The following is a 24376-nucleotide window of genomic DNA, read 5'->3' on the forward strand; positions in this document are numbered from 1 at the left end:
AATGCGAGCCGGCTTGGCGGCCGGGCGCGCGTCTTCGTCAGCATAGGCGAAGTTGAGCTCTCGCGCGGCGCTTCTCCTTCAGCGCCGGGCCGGCACCCGATCGCGGCCGGCTGTCCAGGGCGCGCCGGGGATATTTGTTATCGAGATCAAGCAAACAACGAGCGCCAATGCGACAATCTTCCAGCCGCCACGATGGCGGTTTGCCTTGAAAAATCGCTGGCCGATAGCGGTTCGAATCGCGTGCGCCGGAGACGCGCCAAAAGCGATTCGTTTGTGGACAACGCCCGGCTAACGATGCAGCACAACCACCGTTCGCGGTCCGACCGTCTTGCCGCCGGATCGCGCACGATTAAAAGTAATAGAAGGTGATTTATGCGGCGCTTGCCATCGCTGATCGCGTTGCGCTTCTTCGAAGAGACGGCCCGGCACATGAGCTTCAACCGTGCAGCCATTGCGCTGTGCGTGACTCAAGGCGCCGTGAGCCGGCAAATCAAGCTGCTTGAGGAATCGCTCGGCGCGAAACTGTTCGAGCGCGACCACAAAGGCATCCGCCTGACGCAGGCGGGCCTGCAATTGCTGCCCTGCCTGTCTGAGGCCTTCGATACGATCGAGCGAGGCTTTCGCCAGATCACGGCGGCCAAAGGACGACGGCGTCTCGTGCTCGCTCTGCCGCCCACGTTCGCCACGCAATGGTTTTCGCCGCGGCTGGGCTCGCTCGCGGTGGAATTGCCCGACGTCGAACTGTCCGTTCGTACTGAAGCGCACGGAGACCTTCACTGTCAGATTCGCTTTGGCCGGCAGGCGCTGCCGGACGCGCACTCCGAACTGCTGATGATGGAGCGCCACGTGCTCGTAGGCGCGCCGCGTTTGCTCGGTCAACCGCTCGATGCGCTGCTCGAACGCATGCCGGCGCTGCACGTGCTGCACAACGAGGCCCGGCTCGAATTGTGGCCGAACTGGCTCGCCAAGGCGGGCATGCCCGCACGTTACGCGGATAACGGCATCGAGTTCTCGACGCTGGAACAGGCGATTCGTGCGGCGAGTAAAGGCGCGGGGCTGGCGATCGTCGACCGGAACATGATCGTCGAGGAACTGGCGGACGGCAGCCTCGCGCAGTTTTCCGACGTCGAGGTGAGCGGGCCGTTTGGGTATTGGCTCGATATTCCGCAGCGGCATGTGGCGCTCGAGCACGTGCAAGCCCTTGCCGGGTGGATGCGAGAGGAAGTGTTGAAGCTGGATCCGCGCTGATGAACCGCCGGTGGTCACGGTGCCGTTAACGCAAAAGGCCCCGTTTTCAACGGGGCCTTTCGATTGGCGCTACTCCACCCGGCACTCGCGTATCGCCGCGGTGAACTTACATCGCCTTCTTGAACGGCGCGCCCGAGTGCTCGCGCAACTCGTTGAACACGATCTTCGGCCACGCCTTCTGCGCGACTTCGATCTCCGACACGTGCGAGGCCAGATACGTCGGTGCGTCGGAGGCATCGAGCGCGATCCGCGCCGCGTACGAATCGGTGAAGCGGCGCAGTTCGGCTGCGTCGTCGCAAGTCACCCAGCGCGACATGCGGTAACGCGCCGGCGCCATGCGCACGTCGACCTTGTATTCCGTCGACAAACGGTGCGACACCACTTCGAACTGCAGTTGCCCGACCGCGCCGAGAATCATCAGGCCGCCCACTTCCGGACGAAACACCTGAATCGCGCCTTCTTCGCCGAGTTGCTTGAGCGCCTCGCCGAGCTGCTTGGCGCGCATTGGATCGACCACTTCGACGGTCTGGAAAATTTCCGGCGCGAAAAACGGCAGGCCGACGAATTGCAACTGCTCGCCTTCGGTCAACGTATCGCCGAGACTCAGCGTGCCATGATTCGGAATACCGATGATGTCGCCCGGATACGCCTCGCTCACCGTCTCACGACGTTGCGACAGAAACGTCACCACGTTATTGGCGCGGAACGTCTTGTTCGTGCGGGTCACCTTCACGGCCATGCCGCGTTCGAAATGCCCCGAGCACACGCGGATGAATGCCACGCGGTCGCGGTGCGCCAGATCCATGTTCGCCTGCACCTTGAACACGACGCCGGTGAACTTCGGCTCGTCCGGCATGACCGGACGCTGCACGGTCATGCGCATCGACGGCGGCGGCGCGAGGTCGACCAGCGCGTCCAGAATTTCCTTCACGCCGAAGTTGTTGATCGCCGAGCCGAACAGCACCGGCGATTGCTGACCGGCGAGGAACTGCTCGCGATCGAAATCGGGCGACGCGCCGGTGATCAGATCGATCTCTTCCTTCGCCTTGATCCAGGCGTGGCCGAAGCGGCGCTCGCCTTCTTCGTCGCTCGGCGCTTGCAGCGTTTCCACTTCGCCGCCGGCCTTGTCCTGTCCCGCGCGGAAAATGCGCACCTGATCGCGCTGAATATCGTAGACGCCCTGGAAGTCCTTACCCATGCCGATCGGCCACGTGAACGGCACGGCGGCAACGCCCAGATGCTGCTCGATTTCGTCGAGCAGTTCGAGCGGCTCGCGCACTTCGCGGTCGAGCTTGTTGATGAAGGTGACGATCGGCGTCTTGCGGCTGCGGCAGACTTCGAGCAGCTTGAGCGTTTGCGCCTCGACGCCGTTCGCGCCGTCGATCACCATGACCGCGGCGTCGACCGCGGTCAGCACGCGGTAGGTATCTTCGGAGAAGTCTTCGTGGCCCGGCGTGTCGAGCAGGTTGATGACGGCGTCGCCGTACTCGAACTGCATCACCGAGCTCGCCACCGAAATGCCCCGCTGCTTTTCAATCTCCATCCAGTCGGACGTTGCGTAGCGGTTGCTCTTGCGGCCCTTCACGGTGCCGGCGATCTGGATCGCGCCCGAGAACAGCAGCAGCTTTTCCGTGAGCGTGGTCTTACCGGCGTCCGGGTGGGAAATGACCGCGAACGTGCGGCGGCGTTTTAGTTCGGAGACTGACATCGGGTCTGGCGGTCACGGATAGGGGTTCGGGCGGTTGCCGGCGGCTTGTGGCTGCCGGTATGCCACGCCTTGCGCGGCGGCGTCGAGCTGCGGGAATTGGGCCGACGACCCGCATCACAGTGGCAACTCAGCCGCGTCGGAAACAGGTCACGAACGAGCGTTCGACAATACGGGAATCGCCGGCGCAGAACAGCGCAGGGAACGAATGATACACGTCCAGGGCCGCCGCCGTATGAAAACGGACGAGGCGGGGGCGACTGAAGCCGACGAAATCAGCTGCAGCTGGTTTTAGCAAAGACCGTCAAGTTGCCTGCGGAGAGAGAGCGCCGCCATGGTTATTGATAGGACATCGTGAACGTCGCGATGGCCTTTACCGTTCCTGGAACCAGCGCGCCAGACGCTCGCACGTACTGCGCGGTGAGGGGAATAGTCATGGGGCCGCCCGCTGATCTGCCTGCTAACCACTGATTCATATTCCCTGCCGCCGCCGAGTCCGGTCCGTATGCGATGGGAGTGGATCCATTAAGTATCTGCAAGCCGACGCCCGAGGCGGACGAACCCGGCGCCAAATTCAGCGTGGTTGAACGGTTGGAAACATCCGTCGCATCGGTGAGCGTTACATTGACGTTAGACGACAACGAGCAGTTCAGTTGAAGATTGAAGGGCGTTGCCCCCGTGGTGGAGTTTGGGTTACTCAGGTTCGCCACAGGGGCCGGGGGCAAGGTCACTGCAACTGAAGACTGCGTGACGCTGCAGGTGGGCGAGTTAATTTGAGCGTAAATCATGAGATTCGCCAGCGTCAGTATATTTCCGTCAAACGAATCTCGGACATGGTGCCATCCTGCCGCGTTGTAGGACAGCATGTCGGTAGCGCTCGTGTCGATTGGACCAGTTACGACAAGTTCGATAAAAACGTACACGTCGTCAGTCTTGCCGGTGTTCTGCCCGGAGTGGTCCAAAGAAAAGTTTAGGGGTATGGAAGAGAATAAATCCTCGCCGACGAGCGACACCGAAGCGCGAACGCCAAGTCCTGGAATGTTCGTTTCAAAAATGTCGGACAACACGTGCCGTGGGTCCATCGTAAAATATTCATTAAAAGAGCTACCGTCGCAGTGCCACGATTGATGTGTGAAAAGCGAATCGTATTTCATGTCTGTTTTGGCGATGACCGATCCAATCGCCACATTGGTCGGCGCCGCCACGATGCCCCAGTTCACAACACCTTGCGCAGGCGCGAAGCCGTCAACGATTCTGCATGCCGCGTGGGCGGGAAACGCAATGCCCAGAGCAAGCGAACTTGCGGCAATTGCCACGGCAAGCCGCATCCTATTGCGGCGGCCAAAACAGACGTTGTGCATAGAGCGTCTCACGCAGCAAACAAAGTTGAACAACGCAGTCATTTTTGAACTACCTGTTGGCCGTTTTCACGAATTGGGTTCTAGTGCTCATTTGCGCCAACGAGTGCGCCTGAATCTATATCGACAGTTTCATTTGCCGGCACGCAATGAGCTTCCACGGACAAGTACGCGTCCTTCGCTGCTTTCTTCGGCAACACATAATCGATCTTGCATCGCTCCGCGTCACTCACACCCCACTTGACGAAAAGCGCGCCGCTGTCTTCGAGCCTGCGTGCGAAAATCCGGCTATCCTGCGCGACGACGCCCACGCCAAGTCCATTTGCATCGACTACATCGGCGCCAAACGGCAACGCCTTATCGCCAAGCAGAGGTGCGCGGATCAACGCCGCGCGTCCGGTCACCGTTTTGTACCTGATCATCACCACCGATCCGAACCGCGGCACCGCCTGTTCCGAAGTCGATTCGAACTCCACATCGGTCGACGTGCCCTTTGGATCGATATCGACCGTATTCATGCCGTACGGCGTCAGATAGGGCACAACGGCATAGCCACGGCGATCGAGCTTCACGCCGGGCGCGCTGCTCACACTCGCCCCTGCCGCGCCCGGTGCTTCGATAACGCCGAACGTGTCGCTCACCGTCTGCGAGAAGGTCACGCCGCCCGGATGCGCGACGATCGACCCGCTCACACCCGCCGACGCCTGATTCGAGCCCGTCCCCGCGCTTGCCGAGCCGGTCAGTTGCGCATAAGGCGCGCGGTACGCCCCGCTCACGCCGGCGTTTCCGGTGCTGCTGCCATGACCGGTGCTGTAGGTTCCGTAGGCGTTGTACGAGTACTGGCTGCGCTCGCCGAGCGCGCCGCTCACGCTCGTCTGCATGTTCGCGTTGCCGCCGGAGCTCGACAGATTGGTCGCCATCAGCGGCGCTTGCTGGCCGCGGCCGAGCGGCAGCGTCGCACCCAGCATGATCTGGTCCGACATCACGCCGTTCGAGGACCGTGTGCGACCCGCGGTGATACTGTAGGTGCCAGATTTGAACGCTTTGGTGTATCCCGCCTGATAGAACACGTCGCTGCCGTTGCGATTCCAGTACTGCTGGGCGGATGCGTTCAGAAAGACCGTGCCATATTTTTTGAAGCTCTGATTGAGGGTGAGCTGAAAGCGGTTGCGCTCGCGATAGACGGAGGCCGGATCGCCGCCGCGCAACGCAAGGTCGCGCACGGACGCGGCATCCGACAAATCCATGTAGCCCGCCGTCGAGTATCGGTACGCCGCAATCGCGATGTTCGTGTTGGTCGGATCGATGAACTTGCTGTAACCCACGCGCAAGCTGGTGCCGCGTGAGGTGCCCTGATTCGGAACCTGGGTCTGGGCACCTGTTACGTCGGCCGAAAAAGCGCCGAACTTCGTATTCAGCGCCGTGCCCATTTGTGCGGCCACGTAGCCGGTGGAAGCCACACCGCCGCCGTAGAGCGTCACCAGATTGGTCAGTCCGCGTTGCAACGTGAACTGCGCGAAATTCGGCTTCGTCTCAAGCGTGGAACTGCGGAGTTGACCGGCCGTAACAGAAAAGCGCGTGATGCCAGGCCGCAGCGATTGGGCAACCGAGGCATAGGCAACGGTAAAATTCTTCTTGCGGCCGTCGGCTTCCGTGACGGTGACATCGAGGTTGCCGCCATAACCCGTCGGATACAGATCATTGATTTCGAACGCGCCCGGCGAGACGGTGGTCTCATAGATCACCTGACCATTCTGACGCACCGTCACACGCGCATTCGATTCCGCTATGCCGCGCACCACTGGCGCGTAGCCTCGCAGCGATTCCGGCAACATGCGATCATCGGTGGCGATCTGCGCGCCGCGAAACTGAACGCTGTCGAACACGTCGCCGGTCGTGAAGCCGTCGCCGACAATCACCTGCGACTTCAGCGCGCCGAGGTCATGCTGAAGGTAAGTCGCGATGTCGTCGAAGTTCGTGCCAGTGCCGGATTGCTGAGTCACCGAGGACTGATGCCGGAAGTGCCAACTGCCGAGGTTCACGCCGGCATTCAAACCCAAATAATTCTGGGTCGATTGCACGCCTGATCCACGGCTGTAATAAGTGTTCGCGTTGTAGCTCACGAACGCCGCGTTCACACCGTCCTGCCACATGTCGGGCGGTACATAGCCGCGCGCCGTATTGCGCATGAACTTCTGCGGCACGCTCAGCAAAAGCTTCTGCTCCGTGAAGTCGAAGTCCACGGTGGCCGCCGGGATCTTTGCAGCAAGACTGATGCATTCGTCGGGGTCGGGGTCGGCTTCGGCCGTGCCGGTCGCGACCACTTTTGCGTCATTGCTCGCGGCAAGCTTAGCGAAGTCCACGCCGAGCGTTTCCAGCAATCGGTGTGTCAGGCAAGGACGTGCGCCGGCCTGCGGGCTCGTCTCCACAAAGCGGACATCCTGACGTGCAACGCGAATGCCATTCACCAGCAGGTCAACCGAATAAACGCCCGGTTTGACCGGGTTGCCGCGAGCAAAACGCGTCACGTCCACGGCTGCGCCGGAGTCGACTCGCAGAAACATCGAGTCGAATTCCACCGGCACGTCGCCCTCCATCGCTTCTGCCGCTTGCGCGCTCGTCGGCTGAACGCCGCCCAACACTGCGAATGCGAACATCGCAATGATGGCGACACGCCTGAGCCTGAACGCGCCAGAGCGTTCATCGGTGCGAGCAGCCGGATAATAACGAAGCGAGCCCTTCATGGTCTTGCTGAACTCCAGAGTCCTATGAACAGGCGTGCGCCGTCCCGCTGCGTTGCCCATGCAACGCACGCCGTAAATCAAATGAATGGGGTGTGGGACGGCAGGTTTTTGGCGATTACTCGCCGAGCGGCGCGTCGCCGTTGATTGGACCGCCGTAGTCGCTGATCGCGATGTAGCGCACCCTGGCGCCCGCTGCGACGGCGCTCATCTCGTCGATCGGCAAGACCACTGAAGCGCGCGGCGCGACCATGCCGCCCCGCTTGTTCGTAAAGGAATGACCGGCGCTTTCGACGTCGACCTCGCTAAACGACACGTAGTAAGGCGTCGGGTTCGATACGCTGACCGCCTGCCCTGCTCCGTTCGGCGACGCTGCAAGTTTCCAGGTCAGTTGCGCGGGTGCATCTTGCGGTTTTCCAGGCAAACTGGCCGGCCGCACGAACACCTTGATACGGGTTCGATAGGCAAGGCTCAATGTGTTGGCTTGCGGCTCATGATTCGCTTTCGGCGGAATGTCGAGTACATTGAGCCAATAGATCGACTCACGGTCTTGCGGCAGTGGCTCGCCGGTGTACATGACGCGCAGCGTCTGCGCCTTCATTGCGTTCATGCGGAAAATCGGCGGCGTAATCAGGAATGGGACTTTCACTTCTCCGGGCTTGGCATCCGCATTGCCGTCGTCCATCCAGACCTGAACCAGCGAAGGTACATGACTGTCATTGTTCAGTTTCGCCGTAACCTCGCGTTGATCGAGCGGATACACGAGACGCGTGCCGCCTATCGTCACGCTCGCGGCTGCGCTGCCGGCCAGCAGCATGCCTGCGAAGACAATTCCCATCGCCGTTTTTCTGGGCAGCTTCATCACCTTCCGCCTGCTCCTATCGCAAATGAAGAGCACAAAAAAAGGCGCTCGCATTGCGAGCGCCTCAAACCTTCTGTTTACTGATATTGCAGCGTGTATTGAACCGAAGCGTTGACCGTCCCCGCTACTGCCGCATTCGTCGCGAAGTACTGTGCGTAGTACTGCAAGGTACCGGCGCCAGCGGTCATGACGGCGCCGTCCGTATCCAACGTGTTGTTCTGGCTCGTCAAGATGTTGATCGGCTTCATCTGCGAGTTCAGGAGTTGAACCTGAACGTTCTGCGCGGTACCGCCGACGTTCACCAGATTGCCGCTCGACTGATCGACATTCGGGCCGTTCTCGAAGCTGGCAATTGCCTTGCTGACGGTGCCGCAGCCCGTCAGTTTCAGTTGCAGATCGGCAGGGCTCGACGTACCCGCCACCTCACCGGTCGCCGAAAGCGCGGTGATCGAAACCGGCGCCAGCGTGACCGCCAGGTCGGCCGGAGTGCCACTCGCCGCGCCGTTGATCGAGCAGGTGCTGTCGGTCACGGAGCCGGTGAAACTGATCGTGCCGTCCGCCGCATAAGTGCCGAACGACGCGAGGCCCAACATACTGCTGGTGGCGATCACGATTGCGGATAACTTTGATTTCATTGCTGCCATTCCTCAGTATCGAAAAGAGTGATTCGACAGCGGCCGGAACTGATTTAAAGACCGCTGACCGTCTCAAAACTCTGATGTTGCAAGCCATACAAATAAGAAAATTCGCCTAGACACATTGCTACATTCAGAATGGTGGGATCGTAAGGTTTCCTAGTAAAAAAGTACCTAGGACAAATCGCCCCCTTTAGACCCAAAGCGCATAAGCTTGGTCCACGCAATAGAAGGACGTTGCGAATGGTTGGCAGACGCGGCGAACCGCCACATCAGACGACAAAAACCCGCCGCATCGTCACCGATGAGGCGGGTTCTCTACAGCGTCGGACTGATCCTGCGTTACGCGCCGCTAGCTTCGTTCAAAGTCAAATGCTTCGTTTCCGGCGCCCAGGCGATCGACACCAGCATGCCGATCAGCAGCACCGCCGCGAGCACCATCATCGTGATATGGAAGCCTAAATGCACGATGCCGAGCGGCAGCAGAAACGTGCCGACGGCCGATCCAAGCCGGCTGCATGCAATCGCGAGTCCGACACCACACGCGCGCACCTCGGTGGGAAAACACTCCGGCGGAAACACGCCGACGAGATTCGAGAACGCCGACATGGTCAGCGTGAAAATCCCGAACGCGACGATCATGCCGAGCGTCGCCGATTCCGGCAGCACACTCAGCGCGATCAGCGACACGCACGTCACCGCGAACGAGCCGATCAGAAATGTGCGCCGCGCAAGTTTGATCGTCAGCCAGATGCCGATCAACGCGCCGAGCACGAGAAATCCGTTCAGCAGAAAGTCCGCGCTCGAGTCATTGTTCAAGTGGATCGCTTTCAGAATGGTCGGCAGAAACGTATAAACGGCGAAGTACGGAATGACGAGACACACGAAGAACGCGCAATTGAAAATCGTGCGGCGAATCAGGTCCGCCTTGAACAGACGCATGAAGCCGCCCGCCGATTGCGCGTGATCGTCGTGGCCGCCGTCGAGTGTGACGTTCGCACCGAAATGCTTCAGCACGATTGATTTCGCCTCCGCTGTGCGGCCTTTGCCATGCAGCCAGCGCGGCGACTCCGGCGTACCCATGCGCAGCACGAGAACGATCAACGCCGGCACACCCGCCGACGCCAGCAGCCAGCGCCAAGCATCCGGCGAGGCATCGGCGTACTGCATGCCGAGCACATTCGCCACCACGTAGCCGATCGTCCACACCACGCTGAACGAGCCGAGCAACGTGCCGCGATGTTTGCGCGGCGAGAACTCCGCGAGAATCGCATGGCCCACCGCGAAGTCGCCGCCCATGCCGAAGCCGATCAACACCCGCAGCAAACACAATTCAAGGGGTGAACGCACGTAGAACTGCGCGAACGCAGCCGCGGTGATGATGATAAAACTCAGCAGGAAAATCTTCTGACGTCCCATGCGATCCGACAGCCAGCCGAAAACCAGGCTGCCGATAAAAATGCCCATCAATGCGGAACTGCCGATCATGCCCATCCAGAACGCGTCGAGCGGCATTTGACGATTCAGCGACGCGAGCGCATAGCCGATCGTGCCGAGCGCGAAACCTTCAGTAAAGTGCGCGCCGAACGTCAACCCGGCGATCTTGACGTGAAAGGCGTTCAGGGGAACGTCGTCGAGAGGAATGGGGCCGTGCGCGGATGCCGCTGCCGCCGGCAAAGTGGGGGCAAGGCCGAGAGCGGCCACCTGCATATCCTGATTGCTCACGCTGTCTCCTTCGTTAGTATGGATCGCCGGGCGCGGCCGGCGTGTCGCCGGGCGCCCGATTGCGTCGTCCGCCCGTGCGTCACGCATCTGCATGACGTATGGCGGACGCGCGGTGTGAAGATCAGCGTCCGAGGCCGCCCATCATCATGTACTTCAGTTCGGTGTATTCATCGAGCCCGTACTTCGAGCCTTCGCGGCCGAGTCCCGACTGCTTGACGCCGCCGAACGGCGCAACCTCCGTGGACACGATCCCTTCGTTGATGCCGACCATGCCGCTCTCCAGCGCTTCGCCGACGCGCCATGCGCGCGCCAGGTCGCGCGTGTAGAAATACGCCGACAAGCCGAAAGGTGTGTCGTTGGCCGCTTCGATCGCTTCCGCTTCGGTCTTGAAGCGGAAGCACGCAGCGACTGGTCCGAAGGTTTCTTCCCCGGCGATCAGCATCGAGTTGTCGGCGTCGGCCAGAACAGTCGGCTCGTAGAAAGTGCCGCCGAGCGTGTGCGGCTTGCCGCCGGTCAAGATCTTCGCGCCTTTTTGCAATGCGTCGGCCACGTGGGTTTCGACCTTCTTCAGCGCAGCCTGGTTGATCAATGGACCTTGTTCGACTTCGCCTTGCAACGCATTGCCGACGCGCATCTTACGCACCGCTTGCGTCAGTGCGGACGTGAACGCGTCGTAGATGCCGTCCTGCACGTAGAAGCGGTTGACGCACACACACGTCTGCCCGGTGTTGCGGAATTTCGAAGCCATCGCGCCTTGCACGGCGGCATCGAGGTCCGCGTCGTCGAAGACGATGAAAGGCGCGTTGCCGCCGAGTTCGAGCGACAACTTCTTCAGCGTGTCCGCCGACTGCTTCGCCAGCAGTTTGCCGACGCGCGTCGATCCAGTGAACGACAGTTTGCGCACCACGTCGGATTCCGTGAGCGCGCCGCCGATCGCCACGGCATCGCCGGAAACGATGTTGAACACGCCGGGCGGGATGCCCGCTTTCGCGGCCAGCACCGCCAAAGCAAACGCGGACAACGGCGTTTCTTCCGATGGCTTCAGCACCATCGTGCAACCAGCTGCGAGCGCCGGACCGGCCTTGCGCGTGATCATGGCAAGCGGGAAATTCCACGGTGTGATCGCCGCGACCACGCCGACCGGTTCGCGCGTCACGATAATCTTCGCGTTCGGATTCGGGCTCGGGATGACGTCGCCGTATGCCCGCTTCGCTTCCTCCGCGAACCATTCGAAGAAGCTCGCCGCATAGCCCACTTCGCCGCGCGCTTCGGCAAGCGGCTTGCCTTGCTCGAGCGTCAGCAGTTCGGCGAGCGCGTCGCGATTCTCCAGCATCAATTCGCCCCAGCGTTTGACGCGGGCGCTGCGTTCTTTCGCGGTCAGTGCACGCCATGCGGGAAACGCGCGCTCGGCCGCCGCGATAGCCTGCGCCGTTTCCGCCGCGCCACCTTTGGCCACGTGCGCGACGACCTCACCGGTCGCGGGGTTCAAAACGGCATACGTGTCGGCGCCTTCGTACCACTCGCCGCCAATGAAATGTCCGGTACGGAGAAATTCGTTCATGCGGCCTTCTCCAGTGTTTCGACGAACATGCCTTGCGCCAGGCGCGGCTCGCGCGCTATGCGTTTGCCTGCGGTGTAGTCGTTGATCAGATCGCACGGCGTGTAGTTGCGTTCGAGCTCGAACAGTTCATCGGCTGAGAGCGTCGTGCCGAGCGCGGCGAGCGCGCTGTCGAACTGCGCCGGCGTATCCGCGCCGACCAGCATGCTCGCCACACCGCCGTGGTTCAGCACCCACGCTTGCGCGATCTGCGCAGCGGAAACGCCACGCCGCGCGGCCACGCGCGCCACCGACGCGGCAATTTCACGCGAAGCCACATCGCCATACATTTGCGCGGTGAAGAAGTCAGTCTGATTGCGCGTCGAATGTGGGTCGCACGTCAACAGCCCGCGCGCCAGCGGACTGAACACGGACACGCCGACGCCCTGATCCTGGCAATACGGAATCATTTCGCGCTCTTCCTCGCGGTAGGCCAGGTTCAACTGCAGTTGCATATTGATCGGCTTGTGCCAGCCGTTGCGCTCGCAGACCTGCATGATCTTGGCGAACTGCCACGTGTACATGGTCGACACGCCGATATAGCGCGCTTTGCCGGCGCGCACGATATCGTCGAGCGCACCCATGGTCTCTTCGACGGGCGTATTCACGTCGAAGAAATGCAGCATGTAGATGTCGACGTAATCCATGCCGAGGCGCGAGAGCGAGCCGTCGATGCCGTCCATGATGTGCTTGCGCGAGTGGCCGCCGGCGTTCTGATACGCGCCCATGTCATAGCCGACCTTGGTGGCCACGACCATTTCCTCGCGACGCGTGAGACGCTTCAGAACGCGCCCCACCACTTCTTCACCCACACCGGTCGAATAGAAGTCGGCGAGGTCGATGAAGTTGACGCCCGCTTCGAGCGCATGACGAACGATCGGCTCGCTTTGCGCCTCGTCGAAAATCCACGGCTTCCATTGCGGCGTGCCCATGTTCATCGTGCCGAGGCACAGACGCGAAACCTTCAGACCGGATTGGCCGAGGCGAATGTATTCCATAGTGCGTGTCTCCTTCCAGATCGCATCAAGCGGCGCGGACGGTTAGTTGCGCGTTGCTGAGGACGCACGACCGAACCGCGCCGCATGCCATTAACGTTGTTTCGGTGTGTAGAACGGGTTCGATACGTCGCGCGCGGCGGCGAAGACTTCATCGCGATGCGGCAGGCCCTTCATCGCCGCGACGATTGCGCTCTTGCACGCGCGGTAGTTGTTCTCGAAGACGGCGTCGAGATCGTCGGTCGACGGGTTGACCCAATTCGCCGACACCACCACCCAGTCGTTCTCCGCTTCTGGCGGCAGCGTGCCGTTCTCCAGCGACTCGGCCACCGCCTTCGCGATACCGGCTTGCGAGGCGCCCCACGTCGCGTTGCCGTGGAAGTCGCTGCCGATCTGCGCCTTGTTCACATACAGCGTGAGCGGTTTGGTCGGCACGCCCGGACGCGCGATCACGACGAACGGCGCGTGACCCGCCGAAGGCGTCGCCAATGCGGTGGCGAATGCCTGGCCTGCCGGGCCGTTGCGCGGGCCGACCAGTACGTTGATGTGCGCGAGATTGACGCCGGGGCCTTCGAATCCTTCGCCGATAAAGAGTTGTTTGTCCGTCGATGCGCTCATGGTCGTTCCGTCGAGGTTGAGTGGATGGCCGATTGTGAGGTTCGGCATCCGCGACCATGTATCGATGAGTTTTGATGCGGGGTATGAGAGGAACTCAACTCCGGGTTAGCCCCGAGCACGGTGGCCCGCGCGTATCGAAGCGCGCAAAGGTGAGGGTTTTCGGGACTATCACGGCAGCACTGCGGAATCACAGCGAAAGGTGAGCGCGTCGATGAACGATCACGCACCTGCACCGCGAAACTTTGCACAGCGTCGTACGCGCTAGACGCGATTGAAAGACACGCAAGCGATCGCTGCAGCGATTCTTCGCACAGCCTGGGAACGCCCACCAGCAAGCGTTGGCGCGGGTTTTAGAGGAAATGGGGCGATCACGGCGGGCGGCGGTGGCAAGCTTGCCGCAAGGTGCGCGATTCGGAAAAACCAGGCTCACCGAAGCAACTCAGCCCGTCGCGGGTTGCACATTCGAGCCTATGCTTCACGAGCCAGGTGGACGCGAAAGGTGAGCGTTTTCGGGACTTACTCTAGCGTGCGAGAAAGGTGCGGGAAAAACCGCACGCGACATCACTTTAGACAGCGGGCCCACGACAAGTGGACACGTCATGCGCTGAAGCATTTCAACCTTCGATCAGAAACCGTTCGCGATTCTTGCCTACGAGCCACGCAGGCGAGCGGCCGCGCCCGCTCCAGGTCTCGCCGGTCTTCGGATTGCGATACTTGGCGACCGAAGGCGTCTTGCGAGCCACGGTGCCCTTGCTCGTGAATCCGAGTTCTTCAGCCGTCAGGTCGTATTCGGCGACTTTCTGCTTGATCTCGGCGATCGCCTGCGCAACTTCCTTCTCGCGCGCCGCCGCGACTTCCTTATGGAGTTTTTCGAGTTGGGCAGTCAAGTGCTTGTACGAGGCCATGACGGGTGCTCCGATCATTTGACGAGAACTGAAGTGCGGACACTATCAGACGAATAAATTACCGGATAGAGAAGCCCGACTCCGCGAGCGGGTAACGCGCTTAAAAGAAGCCGGCCGGGTCGCGGCCGATTCGCTCAATCGTCAATTGCATCGTACACGCGGCGTTCGAAGTCCACTGCCATTGAAAACGGTTCGACTGAGCGCCTTTGAATCAGCATCAGGCCGATCAGGTCTTCCACGGGATCGCCGAACCAGCTCGTGCCATACGCACCCGGCCAGCCGAACGATCCCATCGAGCGATAGCCGAGCGGCAGCTGCTGCGCCGGATCGTCGACTATGGACAAGCCGAGGCCGAACCCTTGGCCCGCCCACAGCGCATGACCGAAGGCGGACACGCGGCGTTGGTCGCGCGTCAGAAAATTGGAGCGCATCAGATCGACCGAGCGATGCGACAACAAACGCGTCGTGCCGACCCGCCCGCGGCCGAGCAGCAGTTGCGCGAATTGCAGATAGTCGTGCGCCGTCGAAACCAGCCCGCCGCCGCCGCTCTGGAAGCGGTCCGGATCGGCCCATCGGCTCGACGACGGATGGTCTTCGACAATACGCCGCCCCGAGCCCTGTTCGATAGCATAAGCGGTGGCCAACCGGCCGAGTTGCGCGTCAGGCACCCAGAACGCCGTATCGCGCATGCCGAGCGGCTCGAAGATCCGCGTCCGGAAAAACTCGCCGAGCGGCATGCCGCTCACGCGCTCGATCAGCACGCCGAGCACATCGGTCGCAACGCCATAGTGCCAGCGCGAACCGGGCTGGAACATGAGCGGCAGACTGGCGATACGGGCAAGCCAGGCGTTGCCGTCCATGCGCGCTTCGAATCCGTTGAAAGCGGCGGCGTACGCCTCGGCAAGCGGCCCGGTCGCGGTGAAGTGGTAGGCGAAGCCGGCGCGATGCGTCAGCAGATCCAGCACGGTGAGCGACGCTCTGGCCGGGTCGGTTTCGTCGAGCGGGCCGGCGGGGTCGCGCAGCACACGCGGCGCGGACAATTCCGGCAACCAGAGTGAGATCGGCGTGTCGAGGGCGAGCCGATCTTCTTCGATCAGCAGCAGGACCGCGGCGCTGGTCACCGGCTTGGTCATGGAGGCAATGCGGAACAGCGTGTCGCGCTCCATCGGCAACTGCGCCGCCTCGTCGCGCCAGCCGAGCGGCTCGAAATAGCCGATCTCGCCGCGCCGCCAGACCATCGACACCACGCCCGCCACTTCGCCGCGCTCCACATAGCCTTGCATGGCGTTGGTCAGCGCCGACAGCCGGGACGCGGAAAGGCCTGCTGGTTGCATGTTTGTCCTGCATCAGTGGAGGGGGATGGCGACCTGCGCGCTCTGACGCGCGCCTTCGGTCGGCGGTCGACCTGAGGGTACAGCGGCGCCAGCGGGTGCGCGACGAATGACGAAGCTTGCCATCCTGTCGAGACATCGTGCTGCGCTGGGCCGCCTGCGTGGCCGTTACGTTCCCTTATTTTTGCAGAAAACGTTACCCGATCGAAGGGTACGTTGCAGCCATCCACTACGCTGGACGCTCAGGCTTTCTGGCGTTGTTCCAGAGCCGAGAGCGCGGCGTTGAGCCGTTTGACGCGGTTCGCCTGCGCCGGCACCAGTGCCGCGCCGGAAACGGAGTCAATGCGGTTTCGCCAATAGGACAGTGGGATGCGGTCTTCCGCGGAGATATGCGAGATTACGTGTTCAAGATGTTCAATATCTTTTTCGAGTTGATGATGATTCATTGCTTTCCCCGGATTACTCGTTGAACTATTTTCAATGCGTAAATCGAAGCATAAAGCGTGCCGCAATAACTCCGGTTTTTGCCTAAAACGGAAAATCCTTCCTGGCACCTTCCGCATTAGCGACGAAACCGGCAAAACCTGCCTGCTGCTTGAATCCTGAGCCACTGACAAAAGAATACTGCGGCTCAAACTCGCGTTCCGTTAGGTGCCGCACCGACTTGGCTAAACGACACGAATTGCGGGCGTTTTTAATTGCGCCCAGTGACAAGAGAAATAATATGAAGCGCGGTATTAATACCCATTAGGCATCAAAGCGACGGAGAGAACCCGCATTAGACGCAAGTCTTTATGACGGCCATATGCTTAGCGCGACCACTTTGAAGCGTTGCGACACCCCGGTTGGCGGGCACGAATAAAATCGGTGGGACGATCGAAACGCCCGCGCTCGTCGTCGAGACGCGGGTTCGAAGCACATTGTTTAGGACGTTGGTCGCGCCGGCCTTGCACCGGCGCGCCATTATTATTTAGCCCGGCAGGCGTAAATCAGGTTGAGCGTGCTGTTTTCAGTGGACTGACGCACGACGTCGAACGCGCCGCCGCAACTTGCGCTGGCCTGCTGCGAACAGGAGTCGGAACCCGCGGGGCATTGCACCAGCGTCGTCGCGCGGCCGTCCGGCAGAAACAGCGGCGCGCTGCTGCTGCAACCGCTCAGCGCGACCATTGCGCCGGCCGCCAGCGTGGCGCAGGCCCGGCGCGCGTAGAAGGAGAAACTGCGTTTCATTTAAAACCCCGATCACGTCTTGTTTTTCGATCACGCGATTGTGCCACGCGTCAATTACGCTGAGTCAATCGCCGTCGTGGAGCGTTGTCACACGTCGATGCCGTGTGCCGCGATCTTCTTATAGAGCGTCGCGCGGCCCATTCCGATCTGGTTTGCCGTATCGATCACCCGACCGCCATTGGCGCGCAAAGCATCGCTCAGGAATCGCTTTTCGAAGGCCGCCATCGCCTCACTCCACGTGGCCGATTCAGGCGGAGTAGGCTGGGCGTTTGCCGGTTGCGTCGTCGAAAGCGCCTCAGGTAACGGCGCATTCGGACGATGCGCGCCGCCGGGCGCCGAGCCGACAAACGGCGCCAGCGCCCGCGCATCGATCCGCTCGCTGTCGGACAGCATCACGGCACGCTCCAGCGTGTTGCGCAATTCGCGCACATTGCCCGGCCAGCCGTATGAACACAGCAGCCGCAGCGCGTCGTCCTGCAATTCGAAATGACTGGCGCCGCGCGCTTGCGTCGACAGATCCTCGAGCATGGCGTAAGCGAGCGCCTCGATATCGGAGGTGCGCTCGCGCAATGGCGGCGCATGGATCGTCAGCACGTTCAGCCGATAGAACAGGTCCGCGCGAAAGCGCCCGGCCGCGACCAGCGCGGGCAAATCGGCCGACGTCGCCGCGATGATCCGGGCGTCGGCGCGCACGATCCGGTTCGAGCCGAGCGGTTCGAACTCCTTGTCCTGCAACACGCGCAGCAGCTTGCCCTGCAAGGGCAGCGGCATGTCGCCGATTTCGTCGAGAAACAGCGTGCCGCCGTTCGCCAGTTCGAACTTGCCGACGCGCCCTTTGCGGTCCGCGCCGGTATAGGCGCCGGGCGCGGCGCCGAAGAATTCGACTTCGAGCAGGGTGTCGGGAATCGCCGCGACGTTGACCGTCACGAGCGGCTGATTCGCGCGCGCCGAGCCGCCGTGAATGGCATGCGCGAGCAGTTCCTTGCCGGTGCCGGTTTCGCCGAGCAGCAGCACCGGCGATTCGAGCTGCGCGGCGCGGCGCGCCTGACGCTTTACTTCGAGGCTGGCCGCGCTCGTGCCGACGAAACTGCCGAACGTATATTTGGCGCGCCGCGCCTGGGCGAGCGACCGGCGCGTGGCGATCAACTCTTCCTGCACGCGCGAGTAGTGGGAAAAGAGCGGCGTCAGCGCCTTCAGTTCGTCGAACAGCGCGAAACCAACTGCGCCGACCGTGGCGCCCGCATCGTCTTTCAGCGGCAAACGCGTGACGACGAGCGGTTCGCGATCCGTTTCGAGAATATCGAGCAGAATCGGTTTGCCGGTGTTCACGACCTCGCGCATCAGGCTGTTCGGAATCACCGCTTCGCAATCGCGGCCAATGGCCTGCTCGGGGTCCGCAAAACCGAAGCGCGCCGCATAGCGCTTGTTGATCCAGACCACGCGCGCGTCGGCATCGACGATAAAGGTGCCTTCGCTGAAGTTTTCGAACGTGCGGAAAAGCGAGTCCATCGCCCGGCGCAGTACGTCGCCGTAAGTGGCAGGAAGGCCTGCCCAGTCGTTCATCATGCTGTCGCTGTCTCCGGCTAACGTTTTATTACGCTTTGTCTCGTTTCGTAGACAAGCTTATCTCATTGAGGAGATTGCCAGCAAGCCTGCTGTATAAGGGTTTAACCTTGGTTTGGCCTAACTTGAGCCAATTTGCGTCCCGTTTTAGAGACGTTTGGGTACAATCGGCCCGATCCCGTTTTGAACTTCGGTCTGCGACATCAGGCTGCAGGCCGTTGCCGCGTATGTGGCACGGAACCTGCGTTTGCGGGCGCCGTGCCGCCGCACCTTCGAGACGGCGACCATGTAGAACAACCAAGCTTTGGAGACTCAATGTCCTTTGTCATCGTCCTCGCCGCGCTGGCGTTTTTGATGTTTGCCGCTTATCGCGGCTACAGCGTCATTCTATTTGCGCCGATCGCCGCGCTCGGCGCTGTTCTGCTCACCGATCCGGCGGCCGTCGCGCCGGTTTTCACCGGCATCTTCATGGAGAAGATGGTCGGCTTCGTTAAGCTCTACTTCCCGGTGTTCCTGCTGGGCGCCGTGTTCGGTAAGGTCATCGAACTGTCGGGCTTCTCGGAATCGATCGTGGCCGCCGCGATTCGCTATATCGGCCGCTCGCGCGCCAATGCGGTGATCGTTGCCGTGTGCGCGCTGCTCACCTACGGCGGCGTCTCGCTGTTCGTGGTGGTATTCGCGGTCTATCCGTTTGCCGCCGAGCTGTACCGCCAGAGCAATATTCCGAAGCGCCTGATGCCCGGCGCGATCGCACTCGGCGCGTTCTCGTTCACGATGGATTCACTGCCGGGTACGCCGCAGATCCAGAACATCATCCCGACCACGTTCTTCAAGACGACGTCGTGGGCTGCGCCCGCACTCGGCGTGATCGGCTCGCTGTTCATCATCGTGGTCGGCCTGACCTATCTGGAATGGCGCCGCCGTTCGGCGATGGCGACCGGCGAAGGTTACGGCACAGAGCTCGTCAACGAGCCGGATCGTGTGGAATCGAAGCAACTGCCGCATCCGTTGCTGGCGGTTGCGCCGCTGGTTCTGGTGGGCGTCGCGAACTTTCTGCTGACCCGCTGGATTCCGAACTGGTACGGCGCGTCGTACACGGTTGCGCCGGACATTCTGCCGGGCGTTCACGCACCGGTCACGACGACGATCAAGGCCGTGGTCGCCATCTGGGCGGTGGAAGGCGCACTGCTCCTCGGCATCATCATGGTTGTCGTGACGGCGTTCAACCGCGTGCGCGAGCGCTTCGCGATCGGCACCAAGGCTGCGGTGGCGGGCGCGCTGCTGGCCTCGTTGAACACGGCGTCGGAATACGGTTTTGGTGGCGTGATTGCCGCGTTGCCGGGCTTTCTGGTGGTCAGCAACGCGTTGAAGAGCATTCCCAATCCGCTCGTCAATGCAGCTGTTTCGGTGAGCTCGCTGGCGGGCATCACCGGTTCGGCGTCGGGCGGCATGAGCATCGCGCTCGCGGCCATGTCGGACACGTTCATCAAGGGCGCGGAAGCGGCGCATATTCCGATGGAAGTGCTACACCGGGTCGTCGCCATGGCGAGCGGCGGCATGGACACGCTGCCGCACAACGGCGCGGTGATCACGCTGCTGGCCGTCACGGGCTTGACGCATCGGCAGTCGTATCGCGACATCTTCGCGGTCACGGTCATCAAGACGATGGCAGTGTTCTTTGTGATCGCGGTTTATTACGCGACGGGTCTGGTCTGAGTAAGCGGGTGTTGGGCAGGATGCCGGCAACGCGCCGGCATCCTGAGTTTTGATCGGTTACCTTGTCATCCCGACAACCGACCATGCCCCGCACACCCGCCATGAGCTCAGCGCCTTCTTTCTGGATGATTCCCACGGCACCCACGCCGGTCGGCCCGTTCTCGCACGCTGCCGAGGCCGACGGCTGGGTCTTCCTGACCGGCCAGATGCCGACCTCCCCCACCGACGACACCGCGCCGCTTCCCGAAGGCGTGGTCGCCCAGACCAAGCGCGTGATGGACAATCTCGTGCTGGTACTCCAGGGGCTCGGTCTCGGCCTGCAAAACGTGGTGGCGACACGCATCTTCCTCACCGAGTTCAAGCGCGATTACACGCCGATGAACGAGATCTACCGCGCCTACTTCCCCGCCGACGCGCTGCCCGCACGAACCTGCATCGGCGTCACCGCACTGGCGCGCGAAGCGCTGGTCGAGATCGATTTCATCGCCAAACGGCCGGGTTGAGCGCGCAAAGCAAAATGGCGTATCAATGCGCCGACTGCTCGTCGAGTCCGTAGTGATCGGATAAGGCTTCGTGCAGGGAGATCGAGATTTCGTCCATCTCGGTGGTCCAGCGCCCCTCGTCGTTGCATAGCCGCTGCAAGCGCCGGCATTGTTCGACGAAGCGCGGCTCCTGCACGACGACGAACGCGCCGCTCGCGCTGTGCGCCCAGCCGGCCAACGCCTGCACGTCTTCCTCTTCGACGATCGCAAGCAGTCTCGGCAGATCTTTTTGCAAGTGCTGTTTAAGCATCGCCGTGTAGCGCGCCTTGTCGTCCGTGCTGAGCGCGCTTCCTGCGGCGGCGGATGACATCGGCTCGGCAGTCGCTACGCTCTGCGGCGCCGCCTCCAGCAAGGCCGCTTGCAACTCGCGCAACGACGCCGGCTTGGCCACATATCCGCTAAAACCGCGCTCGCGCCAATTGTGCGCCTCCTCATGTTCGGCGACGGCGCTGAAGGCGAGCACCCGCACAGTCGCTTGCAACTTGCGCAGCGCGGCCAGCAGTTGGTAACCGTCCATCTCTGGCATGTGGATATCCGTCAACACCAACTCGAAAGGTGTTTCCTCGAATAACTTCAGTGCGTGTTCGCCGTCATGCGCGATGGTCGGCACGCATCCCAATTCGACCAGCTGTTCGGCAATCAGATTCTGGATCAAGGGATTGTCTTCCGCGACGAGGACTGGCAGCCCCCGCAGCGTCGGATGGATTCCCGCTGGACCGGACTCTGACCGCGCGGCGGTCGGCACCGCGGTCGTCGACTTGGTTTCGTGCGCCAGTTCGATCGCCGATTGAACCGCAGTCCGGCTGAACTCAGTCACTTCGAGCACGCCTTCGCCGCGCGCCTCGGGGTGAAGCGGGCCCGCACGGGTGATCCAGACAACGCCGACCGGCTGCAAAGCGCGTAGCGCGGCAATCACGTCGAGACCGTATTCGCCCGAGACGACCACCGCGTCTGCGCGATTCAAACGTAACCAGGCCTGCGCGGCGTCCGGCAATGTCACCAGGTGCCCCGCCCAGCCGGCATGGTGAAGCCAATGCTCCATGATCTCGCCAGCTTCCCGCTCCATGGACAGGACGAGCACTATCCCGCGTTGCTTGCGGGCCTTGGCCGGTGCGCGCGAATCAACGGGCGGCTTCGCGAGAGGGATCGATATGCGGAACGCGCTGCCCACGCTCGGGACACTTTCCGCGACGATGTGGCCGCCCATCAGTTCGCACAGGCGCGCGCAGATCGCCAGGCCGAGCCCCGTGCCGCCGGCACCGTGCGAAGCACCCAACTCGCCTTGCGCGAACGGTTTGAAAAGCCGCGCGAGCGTTTCCTCGTTCATGCCGGCGCCCGAATCCGAGACGCGGATAGTCAGCATCGCCCGGTCCGGCGAATCGTCTGTCACTTCGGCGCGCAGTGTGATCTTGCCGGTCGAAGTAAATTTGAATGCATTGCTTAGCAGGTTGTTGACTATCTGCGAGATGCGCATACGATCGCCGATCAAGGTTTGATCGAGCGTCGGAGACAGGAGCGCGTAGAAGCGGATCGAGCGCTCGCCGTGCATCGGCGCGTAGGACAGTGCAATGTTTTCGAAAACGTCGATCAAAAGAAACGGTTCCCGCACCAGCAACATCTCGCCGGCGTCGATCTTCGAAAAGTCGAGAATGTCGTTGACGACTCGGCGGAGCGCATCGGCGGCAAGGTCCAATGTGGCGAGCCGTTGCGAATGCGCCTCGAGCCCCGGTGTACGTGCGAACAGTTCGAGATTGCCGAGCAGCGCGTTCAACGGCGTACGGATTTCGTGGCTCATCGCGGCGAAGAAATTCGTCCGCGCGCGCATCAGCGCCTCGGACGTTTGCTGTGCGTGCCTCAATTGCTGTTCGAGCACGGTCTGCGCGGTGACGTCGAGAATCGCGCAGAACAGCACGTTCTCGCCGGCGTAACGTGCCGGCGCGTAAATGAATTGCAAAAACTGTGAGGGCGCGCCGCCGTCCTGATCCGGCGACGGCGAGAGTTGCGCCTCGTTTCGCTGCTCCGTTGGCGATTGCTGCACAGACTGAGCGGGCATCCGCGCCGGCCGCGCGGGCACGACGAAAGCAGCCACCCGCGCAAATGACATGGCCGACGGCTGAACCGGCGCCTGAGCCAGAAATTCGCCGACGATATGCGGCGGGAGCCGGTTGCTATCGGCCTCGATCCCGAGCAGCTCGATTGCCAGCGCGTTGGTGGTCAGGACCGAATAGTCGCTTTGCCGAACAATGCATAAACCGACCGGCGTCGCGCTAACCAGAACGTGGTTAAGCATCTCGCTTTGCAGCGCGCGTGAAGTCTCCGCAAACGAATTGCGCAGCAAGCGCAGCCCGAAATAGCGGGCCATCAGCGCAATCGTCATCAGGATGAGCGCCGTCAGGCAACCTATCACCGCCAATTGCCAGCCGAGTGCGACGGCCAGCGCGCGCCAAGGTACGTAGCCGACCAGAAGGCCGAAGCCCAACGCCAGTGGCTCGTGAAAAATCACGCCTTCGCGGCCGTAGTGAAAGATCTGGCTTGGGGTAGCGGCTACCGCCCGCTGTACCAGGTTGGTGACCGAAGCGTCGAGCGGCATCGACGATACGGCAATGCGGCGGTCCACCGTCATCAGCAGATTCACGCCCTCGTTGTCAGGCGGCGCCAGACGCAATGCGAGCGCGTCCAGCGGAAAGCTCGTGCTGATCAGCACGGTCGGCGTGTCGCCGTCATAGTAGGCGCCCACCACGGAAATCACCAGGCGATTCAGCAGCGGATCACGGTACGGTTCGAGCCAGATACGTTCGCCTTTTCGCGGCACGCGCCTGCCGGTTTGCGCCTCGATCCGGCGCTCGAGCGTCTCGCGCAGCAAGCTCGCAATGGCCGGTTGCGGCGCAGGCATTGCGGCCTGATCGAGCGCGCTGGTTTGGCCCGCGAGCGGATGAGTCAGCGAAGGCAGAATCGCTGCATAGTCTTCGTTTAGCCCGATCAGCGTTGCGCGTTGCTGGATTTCAAAAGCCTGCTGGGTCACGAGCGTCGATTGCGCCGCTTCGTAGAGGCGCCCGAGTCTTTCGCCCAATTGCGAGCCCCACGCGTTGCGCGTGATTTCACCGACCACAATGTCGAAATTCGAGTCCGCACCGTCTGTCTTGCCGAGCGCTACGCCGGTCTTCAGGATCGCTTGCTGTACGTCATCCGGCGCGCTCCGCCCGCCGGATGGGCCGTAGTAATAGTCGAGCGTCAACGCGGCGCGCCGCAGAAACGACTCCTCTTGATGGATGAGCAGAGAGATGTCGGTGGCGTTCTGCGACGCGAGGGCCCGGCGATAGTCGAGCTGCTTGAGCCCGGCGACCACTATCAGCACCAGCGCGAAGATCAGCACGATCAGCATGAGCGAACCGATCGTCACCAGGTAGAGCCTCTGTTGGCGCTTCGCGCTCTGTGCGAGCGTGGCGAAAGCCTGCGCTAGCGACTCTTGAGTACGGTCGAGGATTTTCTGCATCAGTTCGCGAGTGTGGCGCGTGGGTGGCAAATTCGCGCAGGCAGACCGCTGCGGACCGGGGACTGGCTGCGTCCGCAGTCCTTATACCGGCGCAGTGTAGTCCTTTTGAAGGTAT

Annotated in this window: 18 protein-coding genes; 3 read left to right on the forward strand and 15 right to left on the reverse strand. The window is 61.8% G+C overall.

The annotated features are described in order from the left end of the window. The first annotated feature begins 372 nt into the window (after nt 1–372). Nucleotides 373–1248, forward strand: coding sequence for a LysR family transcriptional regulator (locus BPHYT_RS34270; RefSeq protein WP_012428714.1), 876 nt, complete (start codon nt 373–375; stop codon nt 1246–1248). Between the two features lie 106 nt (nt 1249–1354). Here the strand turns inward: BPHYT_RS34270 and BPHYT_RS34275 are convergent, their stop codons facing one another. The 14 genes from BPHYT_RS34275 to BPHYT_RS34340 form a co-directional block, all read right to left on the reverse strand. Further along, nucleotides 1355–2956 carry a peptide chain release factor 3 gene (locus BPHYT_RS34275; RefSeq protein ID WP_012428715.1) on the reverse strand — a complete coding sequence of 534 codons (1602 nt, stop codon included), beginning with the start codon at nt 2954–2956 and terminating at the stop codon, nt 1355–1357. Nucleotides 2957–3291: 335 nt separating this feature from the next. Next, a complete protein-coding gene (locus BPHYT_RS36820) occupies nt 3292–4356 on the reverse strand; it encodes a fimbrial protein (protein WP_083772124.1) in 1065 nt (354 codons plus the stop codon). 38 nt (nt 4357–4394) lie between these two features. Beyond that, nucleotides 4395–7055, reverse strand: a complete 2661-nt coding sequence (locus BPHYT_RS34285; protein WP_012428717.1) for a fimbria/pilus outer membrane usher protein — start codon at nt 7053–7055, stop codon at nt 4395–4397. Between the two features lie 115 nt (nt 7056–7170). Continuing rightward, the gene (locus BPHYT_RS34290) at nt 7171–7914 is read right to left on the reverse strand and encodes a fimbria/pilus periplasmic chaperone (protein WP_041759391.1); all 744 of its coding nucleotides are present in this window, start codon (nt 7912–7914) and stop codon (nt 7171–7173) included. A gap of 77 nt (nt 7915–7991) precedes the next feature. Next, complete coding sequence (locus BPHYT_RS34295) at nt 7992–8549, reverse strand: fimbrial protein (RefSeq protein ID WP_012428719.1); 558 nt, start codon at nt 8547–8549, stop codon at nt 7992–7994. A 342-nt stretch (nt 8550–8891) separates the two neighbouring features. Further along, nucleotides 8892–10274 carry an MFS transporter gene (locus BPHYT_RS34300; protein ID WP_012428720.1) on the reverse strand — a complete coding sequence of 461 codons (1383 nt, stop codon included), beginning with the start codon at nt 10272–10274 and terminating at the stop codon, nt 8892–8894. A gap of 121 nt (nt 10275–10395) precedes the next feature. Beyond that, nucleotides 10396–11835, reverse strand: a complete 1440-nt coding sequence (locus tag BPHYT_RS34305) for an NAD-dependent succinate-semialdehyde dehydrogenase (RefSeq protein ID WP_012428721.1) — start codon at nt 11833–11835, stop codon at nt 10396–10398. After that, entirely contained in the window at nt 11832–12869 is a 1038-nt protein-coding gene (locus BPHYT_RS34310) for an aldo/keto reductase (protein WP_012428722.1), read from the reverse strand. Before BPHYT_RS34310 ends, BPHYT_RS34305 begins: the two co-directional genes overlap by 4 nt. Before the next feature lie 90 nt (nt 12870–12959). Then, nucleotides 12960–13484: a formaldehyde-activating enzyme gene (fae, locus tag BPHYT_RS34315; protein WP_041759908.1), complete on the reverse strand. Its 525-nt coding sequence runs from the start codon at nt 13482–13484 to the stop codon at nt 12960–12962. 614 nt (nt 13485–14098) lie between these two features. Continuing rightward, nucleotides 14099–14389, reverse strand: a complete 291-nt coding sequence (locus BPHYT_RS34320; protein ID WP_012428724.1) for an H-NS histone family protein — start codon at nt 14387–14389, stop codon at nt 14099–14101. Nucleotides 14390–14523: 134 nt separating this feature from the next. Next, complete coding sequence (locus BPHYT_RS34325; RefSeq protein WP_012428725.1) at nt 14524–15723, reverse strand: serine hydrolase domain-containing protein; 1200 nt, start codon at nt 15721–15723, stop codon at nt 14524–14526. A 239-nt stretch (nt 15724–15962) separates the two neighbouring features. Continuing rightward, nucleotides 15963–16166, reverse strand: a complete 204-nt coding sequence (locus BPHYT_RS34330) for a hypothetical protein (RefSeq protein ID WP_012428726.1) — start codon at nt 16164–16166, stop codon at nt 15963–15965. Nucleotides 16167–16686: 520 nt separating this feature from the next. Continuing rightward, nucleotides 16687–16947 carry a hypothetical protein gene (locus BPHYT_RS34335; RefSeq protein WP_012428727.1) on the reverse strand — a complete coding sequence of 87 codons (261 nt, stop codon included), beginning with the start codon at nt 16945–16947 and terminating at the stop codon, nt 16687–16689. Between the two features lie 87 nt (nt 16948–17034). Next, nucleotides 17035–18513: a sigma-54 interaction domain-containing protein gene (locus BPHYT_RS34340; protein WP_012428728.1), complete on the reverse strand. Its 1479-nt coding sequence runs from the start codon at nt 18511–18513 to the stop codon at nt 17035–17037. Between the two features lie 312 nt (nt 18514–18825). On the opposite strand from BPHYT_RS34340, the gene BPHYT_RS34345 reads away from it, so the two are divergent. Both BPHYT_RS34345 and BPHYT_RS34350 read left to right on the forward strand, forming a co-directional pair. After that, entirely contained in the window at nt 18826–20226 is a 1401-nt protein-coding gene (locus BPHYT_RS34345) for a GntP family permease (protein WP_012428729.1), read from the forward strand. 101 nt (nt 20227–20327) lie between these two features. After that, complete coding sequence (locus BPHYT_RS34350; RefSeq protein WP_041759394.1) at nt 20328–20729, forward strand: RidA family protein; 402 nt, start codon at nt 20328–20330, stop codon at nt 20727–20729. A gap of 22 nt (nt 20730–20751) precedes the next feature. Here BPHYT_RS34350 and BPHYT_RS34355 read toward each other — a convergent pair whose 3' ends face one another. Further along, nucleotides 20752–24261, reverse strand: a complete 3510-nt coding sequence (locus BPHYT_RS34355) for an ATP-binding protein (protein WP_012428731.1) — start codon at nt 24259–24261, stop codon at nt 20752–20754. Nucleotides 24262–24376: the final 115 nt, after the last annotated feature.

The sequence above is a fragment of the Paraburkholderia phytofirmans PsJN genome (assembly GCF_000020125.1).
Classification (GTDB): Bacteria; Pseudomonadota; Gammaproteobacteria; order Burkholderiales; family Burkholderiaceae; genus Paraburkholderia; species Paraburkholderia phytofirmans.